We start from the raw sequence: 21,875 nt of genomic DNA on the forward strand, positions 1-21,875 counted from the left end.
ATGATGAAAAAAACTTCACGAATGCAGCGATTCCCGGCACTTCTTCCACAATACCGAAGGAAGATCTAGATGCGAATTCTCATCAGCCGGTCAACCAATCAACCGGTTGCCGACATGGCCAGACGGAAAAAAATGCCCGGAAGGCGCAGCCGGGACTGATAACGCCGGGCGAAGGCTCGTAAGGAATGGTCTGAGCACGGGGATGACATGGTGGGCGGTGACGGGCTCGAACCGCCGACCCTCTCGGTGTAAACGAGATGCTCTACCAACTGAGCTAACCGCCCTTCGTGGCCAACGCCACGGTGCCTTGTTATTGTGCTTGCGCCTGCTTCGCAAGCAAAAGAAAACGGCCGCACCTGAAGGTGCGGCCGTTCATCTCATTCGGCCTTAGTGCGAGACGACTGCACCGGCATCGTCACCAGCAACCACCGGCGGCGGGGACTTCTTGTCCTCCTCCCAGACGATGGGCTCGGGCATGCGCACCAGCGCCTTGCGCAGAACCTCTTCCATCCGGGACACAGGCACCAGCTCGAGACCGTTCTTCACGTTGTCCGGAATATCGGCCAAATCCTTGGCATTCTCTTCCGGGATGAGCACGGTCTTGATACCGGCACGCAGTGCGGCCAGCAGCTTCTCCTTCAGACCACCGATCGGCAGCACGCGGCCACGCAAGGTGACCTCGCCGGTCATGGCGACATCGCGGCGAACCGGGATGCCCGTCATCACCGAGACCATGGCGGTGGCCATGGCAATGCCGGCTGACGGACCATCCTTCGGCGTCGCGCCTTCCGGCACGTGCACGTGGACGTCGCGCCTGTCGAACAACGGAGGCTCGATGCCGTAGTCGATCGCCCGCGAGCGGACATAGGAAGCCGCCGCCGAGATCGATTCCCGCATCACGTCCTTCAGATTGCCCGTCACGGTCATCTTGCCCTTGCCGGGCATCATCACCGCTTCGATGGTCAGAAGCTCGCCGCCGACTTCCGTCCAGGCAAGGCCCGTCACCGCGCCGACCTGGTCTTCCAGCTCGGCCTGGCCGTAGCGATAGCGCGGAGCACCGAGATAATCCTCGAGCACCGCCGAAGTGACGCGCACGCTCTTCTTCTTGGACATCAGGATGTCCTTGACCGCCTTGCGCGTCAGGTTCGAGATCTCACGTTCGAGGTTGCGTACGCCGGCTTCCCGCGTATAGCGGCGCACCAGCGTCAGCAGGGCCTCGTCGTCGATCGAGAACTCCTTCGGCTTGAGACCATGCTTCTGCACCGCATTGGGGATGAGGTGCTTCTTCGAGATCTCGACCTTCTCGTCTTCCGTATAGCCTGCGAGACGAATGATCTCCATGCGGTCCAGCAGGGCGGGCGGGATGTTGAGCGTGTTCGCCGTCGTCACGAACATCACGTTCGAAAGGTCGTAATCGACCTCGAGGTAATGGTCGTTGAAGGTGGCGTTCTGCTCGGGATCCAGCACTTCCAGCAGGGCCGAGGACGGATCACCGCGGAAATCCATGCCCATCTTGTCGATTTCGTCGAGCAGGAAGAGCGGATTTTGCTTCTTGGCCTTGCGCATCGACTGGATGACCTTGCCGGGCATCGAGCCGATATAGGTCCGCCGATGGCCACGGATCTCGGCCTCGTCGCGCACACCGCCGAGCGACATGCGGACATACTCACGGCCCGTCGCCTTGGCGATGGACTTGGCGAGCGAGGTTTTGCCGACGCCCGGAGGACCGACGAGGCACAGGATCGGGCCCGTCAGCTTGTTGGCGCGCTGCTGCACCGCCAGATACTCGATGATGCGATCCTTGACCTTCTCCAGGCCATGGTGATCGGCGTCGAGGATCTCCTGCGCGTGCGGCAGGTCCTTCTTGATCCGGGACTTGTCGCCCCAGGGCAAGGAGATCAGCCAATCCAGATAGTTCCGCACGACCGTGGCTTCCGCCGACATCGGGGACATCTGGCGCAGCTTCTTCATCTCGGCCTGCGCCTTGTCGCGGGCTTCCTTGGAGAGCTTCGTCTGCTTGATCTTCTGTTCGAGCTCGCCGAGTTCGTCCCTGCCTTCCTCGTCGCCAAGCTCCTTCTGGATCGCCTTCATCTGCTCGTTGAGATAGTACTCGCGCTGCGTCTTCTCCATCTGGCGCTTGACGCGCGTGCGGATGCGCTTCTCGACCTGGAGGACCGAGATTTCGCTTTCCATCAGCGAGAGGACCTTCTCCAGACGCGCCGGGATCGACAGGATCTCCAGCACCTCCTGCTTGTCCGAGATCTTCACCGCCAGATGCGCGGCGATGGTGTCGGCAAGCTTGGAATAGTCGTCGATCTGGGTGACCGTGGCGACGACTTCCGGCGAGACCTTCTTGTTGAGCTTCACATAGCTCTCGAACTCGGAGACGACGGAACGAGCCAGGGCCTCGGCCTCGACCTTCTCGCCATCGCCGTTGCCGAGAACCTCGGCCTGCGCCTGATAATAATCGTCATGGCTCGAATACTGGATCACCCGGGCGCGGTCCACGCCTTCGACAAGCACCTTGACGGTGCCGTCGGGCAGCTTCAGCAACTGCAGGACAGTGGCGAGCGTGCCGAGCTTGTAGATCGCATCGGTGGCCGGATCGTCCTCGGCCGCATTGAGCTGCGTCGCCAGCAGGATGTGACCATCGGTCCGCATGACCTCTTCAAGCGCCCGGATCGACTTTTCGCGGCCGACGAAGAGCGGAACGATCATATGCGGAAACACGACGATGTCGCGAAGCGGCAGCACCGGAAAAGTATCGACGGTGCCAGCCGGCACCGGGGGACGCTGTTTATTCGTTGTCATTGCTTATCCTTTCCTGCGCCGTACCACGCTGCAATAGCCGTGCCAGCGACGCAATCCTCCCAGGTCAAGGCGGGACTCAACCCCGGAGGCATTCTCAACTGCCCCGGATGGGCACAGTTGTTTCACCAGTGATTAGGTGGAGAGCAGTGAGCACAGTGTCAAGCCAGCCTGTGGCTAATAAATGAGCTGGCCTGATTAACTTTTACTCTCGACGGGGAGCCTGTGAATTACGCACAAGCTTGGTCGAAATGTGCGCCGGATCATTGCCTTTCATCACCGGCGGTTTGGTCTGCAGATCAAATGATATCCGCTCCGGCATCAATATTTGTGTCGCCAAACGGCTTTGATTCGATCCCATCGGTCGATCCGGAGCTTAGTCCCGGCGGTTACCCGGCGCAATCCGCGGTTGATGCGATCAAAGGTGTGTCTCGATCAAACCTTGTAACAAGCCGTAACACAAGCTCCGCATTCCGCGCCCTCGCCGCCGGGGAAACGTCCGGCGGCGAGGGATGCGTTACAGGCCGCGGAGCCTCAGGCAGTCGAGGAAACCTCCTGCTTCTCCGAATAGATGAAGAGAGGCTTTGCCTGGCCGTCCACGACTTCCTTGGAGATCACCACCTCCTCGACACCGTCGAGGCCAGGCAGTTCGAACATGGTGTCGAGCAGGATGCCTTCCATGATCGAACGCAGGCCGCGAGCACCAGTCTTGCGCTCAATGGCCTTCTTGGCAATCGAGGACAACGCCTCGTCCTGGAAGGTCAGGTCGATGCCCTCCATCTCGAACAGGCGCTGGTACTGCTTGACCAGGGCGTTCTTCGGCTCGGTCAGGATCTTGATCAGTGCCGGCTCGTCAAGGTCTTCCAGCGTCGCGATGACGGGCAGACGGCCGACGAATTCGGGGATCAGGCCGAACTTCAGCAGATCCTCGGGCTCCACTTCCCGGAAGATCTCGCCGGTGCGGCGATCCTCGGGCGTCGCCACATGCGCGCTGAAGCCGATGGACGTTCCCTTGCCGCGCCCGGAGATGATCTTCTCGAGTCCGGAGAAGGCACCACCGCATATGAACAGGATGTTGGTGGTATCCACCTGCAGGAACTCCTGCTGGGGATGCTTGCGCCCACCCTGCGGGGGAACGCTCGCCACCGTGCCTTCCATGATCTTCAGCAGGGCCTGCTGCACACCTTCGCCCGACACGTCGCGGGTGATCGAGGGGTTGTCAGACTTGCGGCTGATCTTGTCGACCTCGTCGATATAGACGATGCCGCGCTGGGCGCGCTCGACATTGTAGTCGGCGGCCTGGAGCAGCTTGAGAATGATGTTCTCGACGTCCTCGCCGACATAGCCGGCTTCCGTCAGCGTCGTCGCATCGGCCATGGTGAAGGGCACGTCGATGATCCGGGCCATGGTCTGGGCCAGCAGCGTCTTGCCGGAACCCGTCGGGCCGATCATCAGGATGTTCGACTTCGCCAGTTCCACGTCGCTGTGCTTGGTCGCATGGTTCAGGCGCTTGTAGTGATTGTGCACCGCCACCGAGAGCACGCGCTTGGCCTGCATCTGGCCGATGACATAATCGTCGAGCACCTTGCAGATCTCGCGAGGCGTCGGGACACCGTCACGTGATTTTACCAATGAGGACTTATTCTCCTCACGGATGATATCCATGCACAGCTCGACACATTCATCACAGATGAAAACGGTCGGGCCGGCGATGAGCTTGCGAACTTCGTGCTGGCTCTTGCCGCAGAATGAGCAGTAGAGCGTGTTCTTCGAATCGCTGCCGGCCTTCGTCATGGCTTCCCCCTTTCGGGCTCTCTCGGCGGAACGGAGTTCCGCAAACTTCCGCAGGATAGGGACCAGCGGGATAACATTTCGTTAGGCAAAGGCCGTGCCAACCGCCCGGCCCTTGGCATTCTCGGTACCGCCGCACCAGATTTCCAGGTGATGCTGGAATCTAGCTTGGCTCTCGTCAACAGGTCATTAACGATATCCATCGCAACGAACTGTGGCGAAACTCTTGCATCCTGCGATTCGAGGTTCGAATCTCAGGACTTGGCGGCCAATTCCTCCGGCCGCTTCTCGAGCACCTGGTCCACGAGGCCGAAGGCCCGGGCCTGCTCGGCGTCCATGAAGTTGTCACGCTCGAGCGCTTCCTGGATCTTCTTGATGTCCTGGCCCGTGTGCCGGACATAGATCTCGTTGAGACGCTGCTTCACGCGGCGCGTCTCCTCCGCGTGGATCAGGATGTCGGTGGCCTGGCCCTGGTATCCGCCCGAGGGCTGGTGCACCATGATGCGGGCGTTCGGCAGGGCGAAGCGCATGTCCTTGGCGCCGGCTGCCAGCAGGAGGGAGCCCATGGAAGCCGCCTGCCCCACGCACAAGGTGGAAACCGGGCAGCGGATGAACTGCATGGTGTCGTAGATCGACAGGCCGGCGGTGACCACGCCGCCCGGCGAGTTGATATACATGGCAATTTCTTTCTTGGGGTTTTCGGCCTCAAGGAAAAGAAGCTGCGCGACGGCGACGGAAGCCATGTAGTCCTCGACGGCGCCGGTCAGGAAGATGATGCGCTCGCGCATCAGGCGTGAATAGATGTCCCAAGAGCGTTCGCCCCGATTGGTGCTCTCGACCACCATCGGGATCAGGTTGTTGGTGTAATAATCGACTGGGTCGCGCATCATTATCTCCAGAAGGCGAATCTAGGCATTCGGGGTTCCCTATCAGGGCGGGGATTGCAGGCTCATTTGTCAAGTGAACCTTCAGGCCGACACCGAGAATGGGCGGACACCGAGAGGATCGAGAGCGGGGCCCGCCTCACGTCAATGGAACCCCTCTGTCGCAAATGTGTCGTCGAAGCGCATCGCGCAAGTCCCCCTGCCCGGCCCTTTTTTGCATGGCTAGTGTACAGGGAACGACAATGGCCGGGACGAGCCCGGCCATTGCATGGGAAGTCTGGCGGACGAAACCTCGTCGCCGCACTTATTCGGCAGCCTTGGCGGCCTTGGTCTTCTTGGCCTTGGCCGGCTTCTCCTCGGCAGCAGCGGCGGGAGTTGCCTCCTCGTCGTCTTCCTTGAAGAGTTCTTCCTTGCTCACCTTGTCCTCGGTGACGTCGGCCTGGCCGAGGATGTAATCGACCACCTTATCCTCGAAGATCGGGGCGCGCAGCTCGGCGATGGCCTGCGGGTTCTTGGTGTAGAACTCCCAGATCTGGCGCTCCTGGCCCGGGAACTGGCGGGCTCGCTCGATCACGGCGCGGGTCGCCTCTTCCTCGGTCACCTGGATCTTGTTGCTTTCGCCGATCTCGGCCAGCACGAGGCCGAGGCGGACGCGGCGGGCGGCGATCTTGCGATAGTCTTCCTTCGCGGCTTCCTCGGTGGTGTTTTCCTGCTCGAAGGTACGGCCGCTCTGGGCCATCTCGCGCTCTACCTGCAGCCAGACATTGTCGAACTCCTGCTGGAACAGGGTAGGCGGCAGATCGAAGGAGTACTTGGCATCGAGCGCGTCGAGCAGCTGGCGCTTCACCTTGCTGCGCGAGACCGAGGCATATTCGTTCTCGATGGAGGTCTTGATGACTTCCTTGAGCTTGTCGAGCGATTCCAGGCCGACCGACTTCGCCAGTTCGTCGTCGATGACGAGTTCACCGGCTGCCTGCACGGCCTTGACCTTCACGTCGAAGGTCGCGGCCTTGCCGGCCAAGGTCTCGGAGGCATAATTCACCGGGAAGGTGACGTCGATGGTCTTCTCCTCGCCGGCGACGACGCCGATGAGCTGGTCCTCGAAGCCGGGGATGAAGGTGTTGGAGCCGAGGTCGACGGAGATGTCCTCGCCCTTGCCGCCCTCGAATTCGACACCGTCGATCTTGCCGACGAAATCGACGATCACGCGGTCATGATTCTCGGCCTTCGACTTGGCCTTCTTGTCGCTGTAGGTGACGTTTCGGCGAGCGAGATCCTCAAGCCGCGACTGCACCTCGGAATCGGCCACGTCGGCAACGGGCTTGACGATCTTGATGCCGGACACGTCGCCGACCTCGAAGGACGGCAGCACCTCGACCGCGACAGTCCAGGCCAGATCCGCCTTGCCGTCGAGCACCTTGGTGACGCCTTCATCGTCCGCACCGAAATCGAGCTTGGGCTCCATGGCCAGCTTAATCTGGTTGTCGTCGACGATCTTGCGGTTGGCCTCGCCTACGAAATTGTTGACGATGTCCGCCGTCACCGAGCGGCCATAGAGGCGGCGAAGATGCGCCACCGGCACCTTGCCCGGGCGGAAGCCGTTGACACGGACCTTGGTCTTCATGTCTTCGAGCTGGGCATCGGCCCGCGAGGCGATATCGGCCGCCGGCACCACTACCTTGAATTCCCGCTTCAGGCCATCGGCCAGGGTCTGGGTCACCTGCATAAATCTTGTCCCGAATCCGTGAGTTCGTTGCCGCCCTTCATCCCAGCTTCGAAGACAGAGGGTCATATCGGCGGGGGAGCATCGCTCCCACGACTGTCATCACGGGGCACAACGCCCGGTGGCCCGAAACGACCGAAAGCCCAAAGCCTTGAGATAACAAGGACTTACCTTATACCACCTTTCGGTACCAGGAAGGCCCATCAGGCCGCGCGGCTGAGATGTGGCACATCGTTGGCCACGTGGGGTGGCGATTGGATTGCGGCTTTTACATCCACCGCATTGCTGATTGCAAGCTGTTCCGTCGGTCTTTTCATTACAAGGCCACTGTAAACCACCGATGGAGAGCCAATTTCTCGCCTCCTTTCTCTGCCAACGCAAAAACCACTTGCCAAGAAATTGCCGTTGGTGTCAGTGCCGTCAGCGGAAGGCACGCCTTTCGTTTTGCCCTGCTGGTGGAACTGGTAGACACACGAGATTTAGGTTCTCGCGCCGCAAGGTTTGGGGGTTCGAGTCCCTCGCAGGGCACCATTAGCGCGGTCTCCTTTCGGACCGGGTTACCCGGAATCGCAAAATGCTCCCGTCATCAATGCTTTGATCCGGAGAAATGACGCCGCCTGAACGCATTTTGCTCAAGCTGAATTTTCGCAAGCGCAGTCAGCCGTCGCACAGAAACCTTCGTTCAGGCCGCTATTGCGGTTTCCTCCCTGGAGCGCATTGCACGGAGAGGACTTCTCCGGCTCAATGAGTCGATGATCTCGATGGCCTCGTTCAAAAGCGAACGACCAGTCCGAGTATGGGCCCCTGTTGCACAGTGTCGAAGACGAAGCCCCCGCGGTCGTAGCGAACACCCAGCGCACGATAGCCGGCGACCGCCGATACGGTGCTGTTGAACTTGTAGCCGAGGCCCGCCGCAACGTCCCAGTCGATCTCGGCACCCCCCGCGCCTACGAGGCCCCACGCGGTGAAATACCAGTTGTCGGTGATCGCATAGCGCATGCGCGTGCCCACCATGGCATCCGCCCAGGTGGCGCTGTCGCTGGCCTGGCGGCCGCCGAGGATACCGCCGTGGAAAGCCAGCTCGCTGTTGACGTTCCACACTCTCGCGCCACCCACGATGTCGAGATAGCTGCTGCCCTCGCGCAGGATCGAATAGCCACCGCCGAGCATGCCCGCGAAGGTGCTCGACTCCAGCGACACAGTGCTCGCCAGGAGTCCCCGCGGCGTGCCCGAGTCCGTCGAGAGCTTGGTGTACATCACATCGCCGAAGACGCTGAACCGGTCATTCCTCGCCTCACCGATGGCCATGGCGGCGAAATCGAGGTTCTTGAGGATGTCGCTGAAGTTCATGCTGACATGCACCGGCGGCAATCTGAACTGCGCGACAGTGCCGGACAGACCGGGGGCCCAGAAATAGGGACTGACGGCGAAGGACCAGTCGCCGGCCGTGCCCTGTACCGGCTCGGCCGACATCGGCGTGGCGAGGTCCGCGGCCCGCAGAGGCCCCCCCGCGAGCCCGGCCAGAAGGAAGAGGACTGCCGAACCGATGATGCGCTTCATGATGATTCCCGAATAGTCGTGCGGCGTCATCCGGCTGCCGGACCTCCGCGGCGAGGTGACGGTTGAGGCGTGGCCGAACAGGCCGTGCGCCTGATGCCCGGATACCGGCGGCTGGCGCACGGGCGGGCGTGGTATGGTGAAGGCCCGGCCACGGTACGGGCCGGGCATCAGGCCGTCGGCGTCAATCGTCTTCCGACCCCATGTCGTAGAGCGCCGCATCCGGCATTGCGAGCGGGGCGGCCAGCGTCGCCTTCAATGCGGCGAGGTAGAACAGTGGCGGGGCCATGCTGCGGGCGAGCGTGACCACTTTCCCTTGGAGTTCCGTCACCTTGTCCGGATGCTCCGGCGAAAGATCGCGTTTCTCCGATGGATCGGCATCGAGATCGAACAATTCGACACGCGGCGGCAATGCGACATGCCAGTAGAGCTTCCATTTGCCGTCGCGAATGGCGCCCTGCGTAGGCTCCACATTGTAGACCACCTCGTCTCGCCCAACCTTCCCGGCAGCCAGGGCCGCCCACACATCCACACCGTCCAGCGGCTTGGAACGACCGAGATCGGCTCCGGCGAGCTTCGCCAGCGTGGGAAGCATGTCGACCACATGCATCATGCCTTCCGCCTGTCCCGAGGAAACATGCCCGGGCCAGTTGGCAAAGGCCACGACGCGGGTGCCGCCCTCATAGAGCGTGCCCTTGCCTTCGCGATAGGGACTGTTGTTGGGCGGCAGGTCGCCCGCCACGGCGCTCTCGCCGGTGAACATCTTGTTGCGCGTACCGCCGTTGTCGGAGTGGAACATGATCAGGGTGTTCTCACGCATGCCGCGCGCGCCGAGCGCCTCCACCACCTTGCCGATCTGATCGTCCATCGCGGTAATCATCGCCGCATAGGCGCGGCGTGACGGATCCTCGATCCCCGCATACATGTCGAGATAGCGCTGGGGCGCCTGAAAGGGCGTATGCGGAGCGGTGAAGGCAAGATAGAGGAAAAGCGGTGTCTTCGGATCGTGGCCGCCGATCAGGCGAACGGCCTCGGCGCCGAAGAGCTCGGTGTCGTAGCCTTCCTCCTCCAACAGGGTATTGTCCCGGTACCAGTCGGTCACGCCATGGGCTTCGTGCTTGAAATGGTCGATCTCGCCGACCAGGGGGCCGTAGAAGCTGTCGAAGCCGCGCTGGCGCGGCCAGAAAGCCTTGTCCGCATGGCCGAGATGCCATTTGCCGACAAGTGCCGTGCGGTAGTTCGCTGCCTTCAGCGCCTGGGGCAGCAGGAATTCATCGGTGGCAAGGCCATAGGTCGAGCCGGAGGGAATGACGCCCGTCTGCAGGCCGTAGCGCAACGGATAGCGCCCCGTCATCAGGGCCGCGCGTGTCGGAGTACACAAGGGCTGGGTGTAGAACTGGCCGAGCCGAGCCCCCCCTTCGGCGAGACGATCCAGATTGGGGGTCTTGATGTCCGAACCGTGAAAACCGACATCGGCGAAGCCGAGATCATCGGCGACAATATAGAGGATGTGCGGGCGCGTTGCCTCTGCCGCACGTGCGGCCGGGGCGAGTAACGGAAGCCCCGCTATCGCCGCCAGGAAGCCGGCGCTGCCGGCCAGAATGTCGCGGCGGCTCGGATTGGCCGTGCCGCCGTTCATGGATTCGGGCGTGTTGTTCATCGAGGGCTCCCACCGGGTCGCGCCGCGATGGACCCGACCTCCTTCGCCTCAGCCTTAGCGATGCAGGTCGACCTGCTCAATTACCATTTCGCGCCAAAGCGTCAGCCCGCTGTGGCGCTGCCCTCAGCCCAGGCCGACTGTCGAAAGGCGAGCGGCGTACGGCCCTCCCAGCGTCGGAAGGCCCTTACGAAATGAGCCGGATGCCCATAGCCGAGTGCCCTGGCGACCGATCCTATCGGCATCCCGGCGCTGGCGAGATAAAGGCGGGCCTGCCGGTGGCGCCAGGCATCGACATGCACTTCGAACGAGGTGCCGAGCCCGGCGAGGCGCCGCTGGAGGCTGCGCGGCGAAAAACCGATGCTGCGCGCCGTGTCGGCCAGGCAGAGTGTCCCGCTGAGCGCGGAACTCTCGATCAGGCGGGAGATCGCCTCAAGCAAGGCTTCGTCGTCCAGCCATGCGGCTTCGGGTGGAAGTTCCTGGACATCGTCGCGCCAATTCATCCCCGAAGCGGCAGCCGCATCGCGAAACAGGCGATTTGGGCGGTCCAGCCAGCTCGCATCGAACCTGAATGAAATGCCGTCGCCGAGACCGAAGGCAATGCGGGCGGCAAGCTTGTCCTCATAGACCCGGAGTGGGGCCTGAGCGCGATGCGGCAGGCCGATGCTCAGCTGCGTCGAATCCATGCCGGAGATGGCCTTCAACGCATTCGTCATGAAAGCTGCGATGCCCTCGTTGAGCACGCGTGCGTATTCGGGATCGCTGTCGGCCAGGTGGTGGCTCCAATAGGCGACGCCATCCCTCTCGATCAGGCAAAATGCGACGCCGCCCTGCAGGGCCGGCATCTGACGGGCAAGCGCGGCGAGACATTCGCGAAGGGTACGGCCGGCGAAGAGCGCCTGGCCGGTCAGGCCCAGCCTGATGGGATCGGCCGCTGCGGCCAGATCCAGCCCGATCGTCGCCTCCGCCGCCCGCTGCGAGAGATGCAGCAAGAGGCCGCACACCTGCCCCCGTGCAACGACGCCATTGCCCGCGAACATGTCGTCCGCCGCCAACCCGGCACGCGTCATCAGCGGTGCGAGTGCGAGACCGTGCTGGTCCGCGACCACCGGAAGCATATGCACAAGCGCGAGGCGGACCGGATTGCGATCCCACATGAGCCGATAAACCCCATTGCCGTGACGGCGCGCGCCTCAAGTCCGGTTCGCGACCGATTTCCGGAAGTCATCTCCGCTCATGCACCTCCCATGCGCCCACAAATCAAGGAGTTGGCGAACGACAAGCAAATGCGCGACCACATTCTTCCAGCGATCTGCCGAAAGCATAACACCGATTCAGATCATGCCAATCCAACCACCGGCATCGGTCCTTCCAATCAGCATATGGGTTTCCATGGAATTCCTGCGATTTTCGGTCGCGCTCAGGGCTGACGAAAGCCCGGCAACAATCACCTGCCGCCACTCTTGGTTGACACCGCTCGCCTTCGTCCGTGATAAGCGAAATTCGTGCTGGCCGGGTTGGCAGGGAGGGTGCCGTGGTTCGTCTCGATCGGCGGCAGGTGACTGCGGGCTTCGGCCTATACCTGCTGGGACTGGGCGCCCCCTACGCCCGGGCGAGCACAGGCGTCACGCTCACCGCTGCGCCGACGAGGCTTTCCCTGCCCGGTCCTTCGCAGCCAACCAGCCTCCTTGGCTATGATGGTACGGTGCCCGGTCCCGTCTTGCGCGCACGACGCGGCGAGAGGCTGGAAGTGCGCTTCCTCAATCGTCTTGACGTCGCCAGCACCATCCACTGGCAAGGCGTCCGCCTTCCCAACGCCATGGACGGCGCCGCCGGGGTGACGCAATCGCCCGTCAAGCCGGGCGAGCATTTCGACTACGTCTTCGTGCCGCCCGATGCCGGCACGTTCTGGTATCATCCCTGTCTTTCCGGCGAGGGCCCCCGCCAGCAGGACGCCGGCCTCTACGGCGTATTGATCGTGGACGATGACAGGCCGCAAGCGGTCGACCGCGAATTGCTCCTTGTAATCGACGACTGGAACCTCGGCCCGGATGGCCAGATCCTCCACCCTGCCCCGGCCTCCGATCCGCGGCCCCGGATCACCGTCAATTCCAGGGCTACGGAGACCATCGCCCTCGCGCCGAACGAGCGGTTGCGCCTGCGCCTTCTCAATGCCGCCTCGGGCCGGAGCGCCCGCCTTGCGATGGCGGGATTCAACGGCCACATCGTCGCCGTGGACGGCCATCCCGTCGACACGCCCTTCCTGCCGAACGACGGCCGGCTGGATCTGCCGCCGGGCGGCCGGGCCGATATCATCGTCGATGGAACACCGACAACGGATGAACAGGCCGGCATCGCCCTGGACAATGACGGCGAGGTCGTCGTGTTGCTGCACCTGAAGGCGAGCAGCGCACGGCCCAGGCGCCCCTCGGCGCTGCCGCCGCTCGTCCTGCCCCGCAGCGACCTGCCAGCCGCCATGGCCCTTCAGAGGGCCCGGCGCGTGCCGCTCGTGGTGGCGGGCGGCCCGGCCGAGAAGAACTCGTCGCTGATCGGCGATGCCGCGAAGGGCGCGGCCGGTCCACCACTCTTTTCGGTCAAGCGCGGAACCCTGGTCGATCTCGGGCTGACCAACAAAACGACCGCGCCGCAGGCTTTTCACGTTCACGGCCACGCCATGCGCATTCTCCACCCCTTCGACGACGAATGGCAGCCCTATTGGGTCGATACCGTCGCGGTGCATGCGGGCGAAACCGTTCACACGGTCTTCGTCGCGGATAATCCCGGGAAATGGATGATCGGCTGTCAGGGCATAGGCCTTCAGGCAGGCAATACGGAGACCTGGTTCGAGGTGCTTTGAAAGGCGCTCGCCTTCTACCCCCGGCAAGCAGTGCGGGCGGAGATTTGGAATCTCTTTTCCGGCGGGTAGGATGACCGTGAATTCCAATCCCGCACGAGGCAGGCATGCCCCTATCCGTCCGCCCCTTCCTGATGTTTCAAGGCGAAGCCGAAGCGGCAATGGCGCTCTATTCCTCCACTTTCGGCCAGGCCGCACACATCATCGAGATCGAGCGCTACAGTCCCGGTGAGACCAGTGCCGAAGGCTCGGTGAAAGCGGCGCGCTTCCAGGTTGCCGGCCAGGAAATCATGTGCATCGACAGTCCTGTCCAGCACGCCTTCGGCTTCACGCCAGCCATTTCGCTCTACGTCGATTTCGAGACCGAGGACGAACTGGAGCGTGTCGCCGCGACCCTGGCCGAGGGCGGCAGGGTATACATGCCGCTCGACGACTACGGCTTCAGCCGAAAATTCACCTAGGTGGGAGATCGCTACGGCGTTACGTGGCAGCTAAACCTGCCTTGACGCTCTCCTTCAGGGCCCAGGTGCGCTCAAGCCGGCCAGCGCTCCTGGAACCTGGCCGGGCAAATCGTCGGCCGTGAGTCCCGCTCCAAAACGATTTGCCGCCTCGCCATGCAGCCACACGCCGGCGCAGGCTGCTTCGAAGGCCGGCATGGCCTGGGCGAGCAGGCCGCCGATGAGCCCGGAAAGGACGTCGCCGGCACCGGCCGTGGCCAGGGTGGGCGGCGCGTTGGCGTTGATCGCCGCGCGACCGTCGGGAGCGGCGATGACGGTGTCTGCCCCCTTGAGCAACACCACGGCGCCGGTCGCCTCGGCGGCAGCCCGGGCGCGTTCGAGCTTGGATACGAGCCTGCCGGCGATTTCGTCGAACACCCGCTCGAACTCTCCCTCGTGCGGCGTGAGCACGGTCTGCCCCCTGCCTGCCCGCAGGGCGGCGATGAAGCGGATGCGCTCGAGGCCGAATGCCGAGAGCGCGCCGGCATCGATGACCGCGGCCCGCCGCGATGCGAGGACCATCTCCACCCGGGAACGCGTCTCCTCGTCGGGCGCCAGCGCGGGGCCGATCACGAAAGCGTTGCGACGCCTGTCCTCCAGCATCGCGGCGAGACCTTCCAGTCCATCGCAGCGCCGGACCATGATGGCTTCGAGTGCAACTGCATGGATCGCCAGGGCGTCCGAGGGGCTTGCCACGGTGACGAGGCCGGCGCCAGCGCGAAGCCCGGCTCTTGCCGCCAACCTCGCGGCCCCCGTACCCTCGATGCCGGCCGAGAGCACGACCAGATGCCCCCTCGCATATTTGTGCCCTTCCGGCGTCAGGCGCGGAAAGTGTTCCCGCCACAGCGGCAACTGGTTGGCGAAGGTCTTCGGCCTGATCGTCTCCAGCACGGAGTCCCCGATGCCGATATCGGCGACGTGCAGCTCGCCACATCGCACCTTTCCCGGGAGCAGCAGATGCCCCGGTTTGCGCCGGAAGAAGGTTACCGTTTCCTGCGCCCTGATGGCGACGCCGCGGATGCGCCCGTCGCTGCCATCTATCCCGGACGGCAGGTCGACCGACAACACATGCAATCCCGACGCGTTGACGCGTTCGATCAGGCCGGCAAGCGGCCCAGTGATATCACGGGAGAGGCCGGCGCCGAGCAGCGCGTCGATGACGATGCCCTCCTTCGGAAGCGCCAGAGTGAAGGCATCCTCGATGGGGCCGCCCCATTGCTCCGCTGCATAGGCGACCTCCCCGCCCAATGAGGAGACGAGGCCGATCGTGCCCAGGCGGACGCGGTAGCCGCGCTCACGCAGCACTCGGGCGGCCACGAAGCCATCGCCACCGTTGAGGCCGGTGCCGCACAGGACGAGCACGGGGGTGTTGAAGGGCCAGCGCGAGGCCGCATCCGCGACGGCGCGCCCTGCCCGTTCGAGCAATTGGCCAGCCGTCATGGCTTCCGCAATGGCGAGACGATCCGCGTCGGCCATTTCGGATGGACTCAGCAACTCGATCAAATCTTCCTCCAATTCCTTGCTCATATGCGCCACCGCGTCGCATTCGGTGGAAAATTCGTCAAAAAAGTCGCTTCCTGGTGAAAATTACGCGCCGCAAGCGCACACTTTCTAAGCAGAGTGGCTAAACTTTACGCAGCATTCCCGGGACGCCTGCACAATTATAGACCGTCAACTCAACAACGCTTTGAACGTAAACACGAATTTTCCTGTTGGCGGTTTGGCACGCGACCTGCTACCAGCAAGAAGGTTTCTGCGCACTATGTGCTGAAATCGAGGAGACCCCATGAAGAAAATTGAAGCCATCATCAAGCCCTTCAAGCTGGACGAGGTGAAAGAGGCGCTGCAGGAGGTTGGCCTGCAGGGAATTACGGTGACGGAAGCCAAGGGCTTCGGACGGCAGAAAGGCCATACCGAGCTTTATCGCGGCGCCGAATATGTCGTCGATTTTCTTCCCAAGGTGAAAATTGAAGTGGTGGTCCCCGACGAGCGCGTGGAACGCGCGGTCGAAGCCATTCGCAAGGCCGCGCAGACCGGCCGTATTGGCGACGGCAAGATTTTTGTCCTTAATATCGAAGAAGCCATTCGAATCCGTACGGGCGAGAGTGGCCTCGACGCGATCTGAGCCAAGACGGAGTCAACCGTTTGGTGCCAGGGTGCCGTGCGTTTTGGCGAAGCCGCCGAACATCGCAAGGACGCGTCGAATGAGGAATCAAAGCAAGAAAGCGTTTATTCACAAGCGCATTTTGCTTAAGGAAACTGTGCCTAACGAAGGAAAGGTTACCCAATGAAGACCGCCAAGGATGTCCTGAAGGCGATCAAGGACAACGACGTCAAATATGTCGACTTCCGCTTCACAGATCCGCGTGGCAAGTGGCAGCACGTGACCTTCGACGTCTCCCTGGTCGATGAGGAGATCTTCACCGAAGGCACGATGTTCGACGGCTCCTCGATCGCCGGCTGGAAGGCGATCAATGAATCCGACATGTGCCTGATGCCGGACCCGACGACCGCAACCATGGACCCCTTCTTCTCCGCCGCCACGATGTCGATCACCTGCGACGTGGTCGAGCCTTCGACCGGCGAAGGCTACAGCCGCGACCCGCGCGGCATTGCCAAGCGCGCGGAAGCCTATCTGAAGTCGACCGGCGTCGGCGACACCGCATTCTTTGGCCCGGAAGCCGAGTTCTTCGTGTTCGACGACGTTCGCTTCAAGGCTGACCCGTACAACACGGGTTTCAAGCTCGACTCGACCGAGCTGCCCTCCAACTTCGACACCGAGTACGAAGGTGGCAATCTGGGTCATCGCATCAACACCAAGGGCGGTTACTTCCCGGTTCCTCCGCTCGATTCGGCGCAGGACATGCGCTCGGAAATGCTTGCCGCCATGCAGCAGATGGGCGTCGTGGTCGAGAAGCATCACCACGAAGTCGCTTCCGCCCAGCACGAACTCGGCATGAAGTTCGGCACGCTCGTGACGATGGCCGACCATCTGCAGATCTATAAGTACTGCATCCACAACGTCGCTCACACCTATGGCAAGACGGCAACCTTCATGCCCAAGCCCGTGTTCGGCGACAACGGTTCGGGCATGCATGTGCACCAGTCGATCTGGAAGGACGGCAAGCCGGTGTTCGCCGGCAACAAATATGCCGATCTTTCGGAAACCTGCCTCCACTACATCGGCGGCGTCATCAAGCACGCCAAGGCGCTGAACGCCTTCACCAATCCCTCGACCAACTCCTACAAGCGCCTGGTCCCGGGCTACGAGGCGCCGGTGCTGCTGGCCTATTCGGCACGCAACCGCTCGGCATCCTGCCGCATCCCCTACACCACCAACCCGAAGGCCAAGCGCGTCGAAGTCCGCTTCCCGGATCCGGCAGCGAACCCCTACCTCGCCTTCTCGGCCCTGTTCATGGCCGGCATGGATGGCATCCTGAACAAGATCGACCCGGGCGCGGCCATGGACAAGGATCTCTACGATCTGCCGCCGAAGGAACTCAAGAAGATCCCGACCGTCTGCGGCTCGCTGCGTGAAGCGCTTGCCTCGCTGGACAAGGATCGCGAATTCCTCAAGAAGGGCGGCGTGTTCACCGACGACTTCATCAACTCCTTCATCGAACTGAAGATGCAGGAAGTGATGCGTTTCGAGATGACCCCCCATCCGATTGAATTCGAGATGTACTATTCGGTCTAAAAAAGTCCAATCCAGAGGGACAGATCGAAGGGCCGGTGCAGCAATGCACCGGCCTCTTTTCTTGGGTTCAGGACCTGTCGACATCCAGTACCGCCTGCGCGAAGGCCTGTGGAGCTTCCTGGGGCAGATTGTGTCCGATGCCGCCGTTGATCAGGCGATGCTCGTAGTGGCCGGCGAACTTGCCAGCGTAGGCGGCAGGCTCTGGATGGGGTGCACCGTTGGCATCCCCTTCGAGCGTGATGGCGGGCACGGAGATGACGGGCGCTTTGGCGAGCCTTGCCTCTAGTTCGTCGTAACGCGCCTCTCCGGCTGCAAGCCCAAGCCGCCAGCGATAGTTGTGGATCACCACCGCGACATGATCCGGATTCTCGAACGCCCGGGCGGACCGCTCGTAGGCCTCGTCGTCGAAATGCCATTGCGGCGAAGCCGTTCGCCAGATCAGCTTGGCGAAATCGTGCCGGTTCTTCTCATAGCCAAGGCGCCCGCGCTCGGTGGCGAAGTAGAACTGGTACCACCAGGCGAGTTCCGCTTGCGGCGGCAGGGGCTGGCGGTTTGCCTCGACACTGCCGATCAGATAGCCGCTGACACTCACGAGCGCCTTGCAGCGATCGGGCCAGAGGGCAGCCATGATGCCGGCCGTACGAGCACCCCAGTCATAGCCGGCGATCACGGCCCTGCCGATCTTGAGCGCGTCCATCAAGGCGACCATGTCGACGGCGAGCGCGGCCTGCTGCCCGTTGCGTGCCGTGTCTGCGGAAAGGAAGCGCGTACTTCCGTAGCCGCGCAGGTAGGGCACGATAACACGATAGCCCTGAGAGGCCAGGAGAGGCGCAACGTCGACATAGCTGTGGATGTCGTAGGGCCAGCCGTGCAAGAGCAACACCACCGGTCCATTGGCCGGTCCGGCCTCTGCATAGCCGACGTTCAGGAGGCCAGCGTCGACCTGCTTCAACGTTTTGAACCGCTTGTGGCTGCCCGGCTTGACAGCGGGCAGGGTGCTGGCGGCCTTCGCCGCGGCTGTAAGTCCGAGCTGCGCGACGGCGGCAGCGGTAACGGCCCCCGCGAAGAAGCGGCGGCGGTGAAGGTTGATGGTCTCGGACATCGGTCTCTCCTGCTCGGTTGATGGCATGATTGAAGCCGCTGCTTGTATCGCTTCTATGTCCTGATCATCCCACTTTGAAAGCGCGTGTTGCTTCGGGGCAGCCCGATACACTGCGATACAAAGGGATGCCTCCGCCCAAGCTGATTTGTGTCGCAGTGTATCGGGCTGCCTCCCCCAGATGCTTCGTTACATTTCGACCCGATCAGAGACACAAGCCAGATACGTCCCGCAGCCCTTATGCGGCCACGGCTGACCCCAGCCGCGACGGTCCCATCAAGGAAAACACCATGTCCAAGATCGAGAATGTGCTTTACGCCGGCAAGATCCACACCACGGGCGGACGCGAAGGCGCCGCGTCGAGCGCCGACGGGCGCCTCGACATCAGGCTTTCTCCGCCAGGCAGCGCGGGAATCGGCACCAATCCCGAGCAGCTCTTCGCCGCAGGCTGGTCGGCCTGCTTCATCGGCGCCATGGGCCATGCTGCCCGCGCCATGAAGGTCACGCTGCCCTCGGACCTAGCCGTCGATGCCGAGGTTGATCTCGGCACGGGCGCCGGCGGCTATTTTCTCCAGGCGCGGCTCAACGTAAACCTGCCGGGCCTCGATCCCGCCACGGCCCGCGCGGTGGTCGGTGCGGCGCACCAGACCTGTCCCTATTCCAAGGCAACCAGGGGCAACATCGACGTTGCGATCAATCTGGTCTGAGGGCACGCCTCAGGTTTGGATTTCACCGAATGAGACGAATATTGATCATGCCCGGGCTTGCTCCGGGCATCCGGATTGCGCGAGACAGTCGGTCGTCGATGTGACCTGTATCGTAGGTCAGGCCCGGCGAGGACAGGGGTTTGTGCATCAACCCGTGTTTGACCAGGCGAGTGGGAATGGCAAGGCAATTGGAGCTGCACCGTGGATCATGTTGATCATATCCTCGTCGTCGACGACGACCGCGAGATCCGCGACCTGATCTCGGCCTATCTCACCAGGAACGGCCTACGCGTGACGGTGGCGGCGGACGGCCGGCAAATGCGAAGCGTCATCGACACGACGGCGGTCGATCTGGTGGTGCTCGACGTGATGATGCCGGGCGATGACGGCCTCACCCTTTGCCGGGAGCTGCGTGCCGGCAGGCATAAGGCGACGCCCATCCTTATGCTCACTGCGCGCACGGATGAGACCGACCGCATCGTGGGCCTGGAGATGGGCGCGGACGATTATCTCGCCAAGCCGTTCGCGGCACGCGAACTGCTCGCCCGCATCAAGGCGGTGCTGCGCCGCACCCGCATGCTGCCTCCCAACCTGCAGATAACGGAGGCCGGGCAGCTTCTTACCTTCGGCAAATGGCGGCTCGATACGGTCGAGCGCCATCTGCTCGATCCCGAAGGCACGGCGGTGGCGCTATCCGGTGCCGAATACCGGCTTCTCAACGTCTTCCTCAATCATCCCCAGCGCGTGCTCAACCGTGACCAACTCCTCAACCTCACGCAGGGACGGGACGCCGAGTTGTTCGATCGTTCCATCGACCTTCTGGTGAGCCGGCTGCGCCAGCGGCTCGAGGACGATGCGCGCGACCCGGCCTATATCAAGACGGTGCGAAGCGAGGGGTACGTCTTCTCGATGGCAGTCGAGATCACCGAGGTGCGCCGGTGAGTGCCCCGTCCTTTCTCCAGCGTCTGCGCCCCTGGCCGCGCACGCTGGGCGCGCGCTTGTTCCTCATCCTGTTCGTTGGCCTTGCGCTCGCCTACGCCCTCTCCTTCAGCGTGCTGCTTACCGAGCGCGACATCTCGGCGAAGACGGTGATGCTGGATACGCTGGAGAACGATGTCGCCACTTCCGTCGCCATCCTGGATCGCCTGCCAGCCAAGGAGCGACCGGACTGGCTGGCGCGATTGAGCCGCGGCACCTATCGTTTCGAACTCGGGCCCGGCCAGCCGGGCGTTCCCGACACCAGCCACCGTGGCGCCGAGATCGTCGCCAGCATCCGCGACGGCGCCGGCGAGCGCTCTGCCGTGACCATGGCAGCCATTCCGGGAGAAAGTCCGCACCTGCAGGCGCATCTCACGCTTCGCGACGGTGCGCCGCTCACCATAGATATCCACCCGGCGCTCGCCCCCCTCGCCTCCTGGCTCCCCTATGTGCTCCTCGTGCAGCTGGCGCTGCTGGTGGGGTGCGCCTGGTTCGCCGTACGCCTGGCGATCCGCCCGCTGGTAGGGCTGGCCCGCGCTGCGGACGCACTCGATCCCAGCCGCAGGGCGCCGCGCCTTGCCGAGACCGGCCCGGTCGAGGTGGCCTATGCCGCGGTAGCCTTCAACGCCATGCGAGACCGTATCTCGCATTATCTCGAAGAACGAGTGCAGATCCTCGCTGCCATTTCGCACGACCTTCAGACGCCGATCACGCGGATGAAGCTCCGCGCCGAAGTGGCGGAAGACGGGCCAATCAAGGACAAGCTGCTGCAGGATCTCGGCGAAATCGAACGGCTCGTGCGCGAGGGAGTCGCCTATGCCCGCAGCGCCCATGGAAACACGGAGAAGCCCTCGCGGATCGACATCGCTTCCTTTGTGGAGAGTCTCGTGTTCGACTACCAGGACACCGGCAAGGCGGTGACACTTGGAAGCCGGTTGCAGGCGACCGTGCTGACGCGACCTCACGCGCTGCGACGCGTCCTGAGCAATCTCGTCGACAACGCCCTCAAATTCGGTGACGAGGCCACCGTCGCCATGGAGAAAGACGATAAGGGCGCCGTCGTCATCAGGATACTCGACCGAGGCCCCGGAATTCCGGAGCACCAGCTCGAAGCCGTTCTCCAGCCCTTCTTCAGGCTCGAACAGTCCCGCAACCGGCAGACCGGCGGCACGGGCCTCGGCCTCGCTATCGCGCACCAGCTTGCCCAGGCCGTGGGCGGCTCCCTACGCCTGCGCAACAGGGAGGACGGCGGGCTCTCCGCGGAGGTGACGCTAAACTCCCTCTGAATTGTCATAAACCTCGAACAGCTCCACGAATGTCGGCAACTCAAGGAGAAAATCCGGATCTCTGTCGAGATGCCGCGTGCGGGTGATGTCGTCGCCCGAGAAGGCCCTGATCGCATCGAGGCTCGGCCAATAGGAGATCACCATGAATTCAGCGTGGTCCTCCCGCATGGCACGGAACATTTCGACCCTGATGTTGCCGGGAATGCCTTCGATCTTGCGCACGCCGGCCTGCTGCAGATAATGCGAATAGGCCTCGAAGTCATTCCTGCGGACCTTGCCCCTCCAGACGCGTGCGAACCTTGGCTTCGTCTCCCCGTCCATTTTGGTGTCTCCTTCT

The 21,875-nt window shown here is 62.8% G+C and carries 18 protein-coding genes and 2 tRNA genes; 9 read left to right on the top strand and 11 right to left on the bottom strand.

What is annotated here, in order from left to right; genetic code table 11:
* Positions 1–208: 208 nt before the first annotated feature.
* The 5 genes from AC6H34_RS24570 to tig all read right to left on the bottom strand — a co-directional run bounded on the left by AC6H34_RS24570 (position 209) and on the right by tig (position 7,209).
* Positions 209–284, bottom strand: a tRNA-Val gene (locus AC6H34_RS24570).
* 103 nt (positions 285–387) lie between these two features.
* Positions 388–2,811 carry an endopeptidase La gene (gene lon, locus AC6H34_RS24575; RefSeq protein WP_497540536.1) on the bottom strand — a complete coding sequence of 808 codons (2,424 nt, stop codon included), beginning with the start codon at positions 2,809–2,811 and terminating at the stop codon, positions 388–390.
* A gap of 531 nt (positions 2,812–3,342) precedes the next feature.
* Complete coding sequence (gene clpX, locus AC6H34_RS24580; RefSeq protein WP_448147575.1) at positions 3,343–4,602, bottom strand: ATP-dependent Clp protease ATP-binding subunit ClpX; 1,260 nt, start codon at positions 4,600–4,602, stop codon at positions 3,343–3,345.
* A 251-nt stretch (positions 4,603–4,853) separates the two neighbouring features.
* Positions 4,854–5,486 (bottom strand): ATP-dependent Clp protease proteolytic subunit, encoded by a 633-nt coding sequence (locus tag AC6H34_RS24585; protein WP_448147576.1) that lies wholly within the window; start codon positions 5,484–5,486, stop codon positions 4,854–4,856.
* Positions 5,487–5,787: 301 nt separating this feature from the next.
* Positions 5,788–7,209, bottom strand: a complete 1,422-nt coding sequence (gene tig / locus AC6H34_RS24590) for a trigger factor (RefSeq protein ID WP_497540537.1) — start codon at positions 7,207–7,209, stop codon at positions 5,788–5,790.
* Between the two features lie 443 nt (positions 7,210–7,652).
* Here tig and AC6H34_RS24595 point away from each other — a divergent pair.
* A tRNA-Leu gene (locus AC6H34_RS24595) sits at positions 7,653–7,737 on the top strand.
* 240 nt (positions 7,738–7,977) lie between these two features.
* On the opposite strand, the gene AC6H34_RS24600 is transcribed toward AC6H34_RS24595, so the two are convergent.
* The 3 genes from AC6H34_RS24600 to AC6H34_RS24610 all read right to left on the bottom strand — a co-directional run bounded on the left by AC6H34_RS24600 (position 7,978) and on the right by AC6H34_RS24610 (position 11,538).
* The gene (locus AC6H34_RS24600; RefSeq protein ID WP_497541277.1) at positions 7,978–8,766 is read right to left on the bottom strand and encodes a hypothetical protein; all 789 of its coding nucleotides are present in this window, start codon (positions 8,764–8,766) and stop codon (positions 7,978–7,980) included.
* Positions 8,767–8,947: 181 nt separating this feature from the next.
* Positions 8,948–10,423 carry an arylsulfatase B gene (locus AC6H34_RS24605; RefSeq protein WP_497540538.1) on the bottom strand — a complete coding sequence of 492 codons (1,476 nt, stop codon included), beginning with the start codon at positions 10,421–10,423 and terminating at the stop codon, positions 8,948–8,950.
* A gap of 101 nt (positions 10,424–10,524) precedes the next feature.
* On the bottom strand, positions 10,525–11,538 hold the full coding sequence (locus AC6H34_RS24610) for a helix-turn-helix transcriptional regulator (RefSeq protein WP_497540539.1): 1,014 nt from the start codon (positions 11,536–11,538) through the stop codon (positions 10,525–10,527).
* Here AC6H34_RS24610 and AC6H34_RS24615 point away from each other — a divergent pair, their 5' ends adjacent.
* The 3 genes from AC6H34_RS24615 to AC6H34_RS24625 all read left to right on the top strand — a co-directional run bounded on the left by AC6H34_RS24615 (position 11,539) and on the right by AC6H34_RS24625 (position 13,735).
* Positions 11,539–11,850 carry a hypothetical protein gene (locus AC6H34_RS24615; protein ID WP_497540540.1) on the top strand — a complete coding sequence of 104 codons (312 nt, stop codon included), beginning with the start codon at positions 11,539–11,541 and terminating at the stop codon, positions 11,848–11,850.
* A gap of 104 nt (positions 11,851–11,954) precedes the next feature.
* A complete protein-coding gene (locus AC6H34_RS24620; protein ID WP_497540541.1) occupies positions 11,955–13,277 on the top strand; it encodes a multicopper oxidase family protein in 1,323 nt (440 codons plus the stop codon).
* A gap of 104 nt (positions 13,278–13,381) precedes the next feature.
* Positions 13,382–13,735: a VOC family protein gene (locus AC6H34_RS24625; RefSeq protein ID WP_497540542.1), complete on the top strand. Its 354-nt coding sequence runs from the start codon at positions 13,382–13,384 to the stop codon at positions 13,733–13,735.
* A 54-nt stretch (positions 13,736–13,789) separates the two neighbouring features.
* On the opposite strand, the gene AC6H34_RS24630 is transcribed toward AC6H34_RS24625, so the two are convergent.
* Positions 13,790–15,298 (bottom strand): NAD(P)H-hydrate dehydratase, encoded by a 1,509-nt coding sequence (locus tag AC6H34_RS24630; protein ID WP_448147584.1) that lies wholly within the window; start codon positions 15,296–15,298, stop codon positions 13,790–13,792.
* A 259-nt stretch (positions 15,299–15,557) separates the two neighbouring features.
* Here AC6H34_RS24630 and AC6H34_RS24635 point away from each other — a divergent pair, with 259 nt between their 5' ends.
* Positions 15,558–15,896, top strand: coding sequence for a P-II family nitrogen regulator (locus AC6H34_RS24635; RefSeq protein ID WP_448147585.1), 339 nt, complete (start codon positions 15,558–15,560; stop codon positions 15,894–15,896).
* A gap of 162 nt (positions 15,897–16,058) precedes the next feature.
* Positions 16,059–17,468: a type I glutamate--ammonia ligase gene (gene glnA, locus AC6H34_RS24640; RefSeq protein ID WP_497540543.1), complete on the top strand. Its 1,410-nt coding sequence runs from the start codon at positions 16,059–16,061 to the stop codon at positions 17,466–17,468.
* Between the two features lie 67 nt (positions 17,469–17,535).
* Here glnA and AC6H34_RS24645 read toward each other — a convergent pair whose 3' ends face one another.
* Positions 17,536–18,570 carry an alpha/beta fold hydrolase gene (locus AC6H34_RS24645; RefSeq protein ID WP_497540544.1) on the bottom strand — a complete coding sequence of 345 codons (1,035 nt, stop codon included), beginning with the start codon at positions 18,568–18,570 and terminating at the stop codon, positions 17,536–17,538.
* 287 nt (positions 18,571–18,857) lie between these two features.
* Here AC6H34_RS24645 and AC6H34_RS24650 point away from each other — a divergent pair, with 287 nt between their 5' ends.
* From AC6H34_RS24650 to AC6H34_RS24660, 3 genes are all read left to right on the top strand, one after another.
* Entirely contained in the window at positions 18,858–19,274 is a 417-nt protein-coding gene (locus AC6H34_RS24650) for an organic hydroperoxide resistance protein (RefSeq protein WP_497540545.1), read from the top strand.
* Between the two features lie 201 nt (positions 19,275–19,475).
* A complete protein-coding gene (locus tag AC6H34_RS24655; RefSeq protein WP_448147588.1) occupies positions 19,476–20,216 on the top strand; it encodes a response regulator in 741 nt (246 codons plus the stop codon).
* The gene (locus tag AC6H34_RS24660) at positions 20,213–21,538 is read left to right on the top strand and encodes a sensor histidine kinase (protein ID WP_497540546.1); all 1,326 of its coding nucleotides are present in this window, start codon (positions 20,213–20,215) and stop codon (positions 21,536–21,538) included. Before AC6H34_RS24655 ends, AC6H34_RS24660 begins: the two co-directional genes overlap by 4 nt.
* Here AC6H34_RS24660 and AC6H34_RS24665 read toward each other — a convergent pair.
* Positions 21,524–21,859, bottom strand: coding sequence for an antibiotic biosynthesis monooxygenase family protein (locus tag AC6H34_RS24665; RefSeq protein WP_497540547.1), 336 nt, complete (start codon positions 21,857–21,859; stop codon positions 21,524–21,526). The genes AC6H34_RS24660 and AC6H34_RS24665 overlap by 15 nt on opposite strands.
* Positions 21,860–21,875 lie beyond the last annotated feature (16 nt).

Source organism: Labrys sp. ALF-8 (assembly GCF_059699065.1).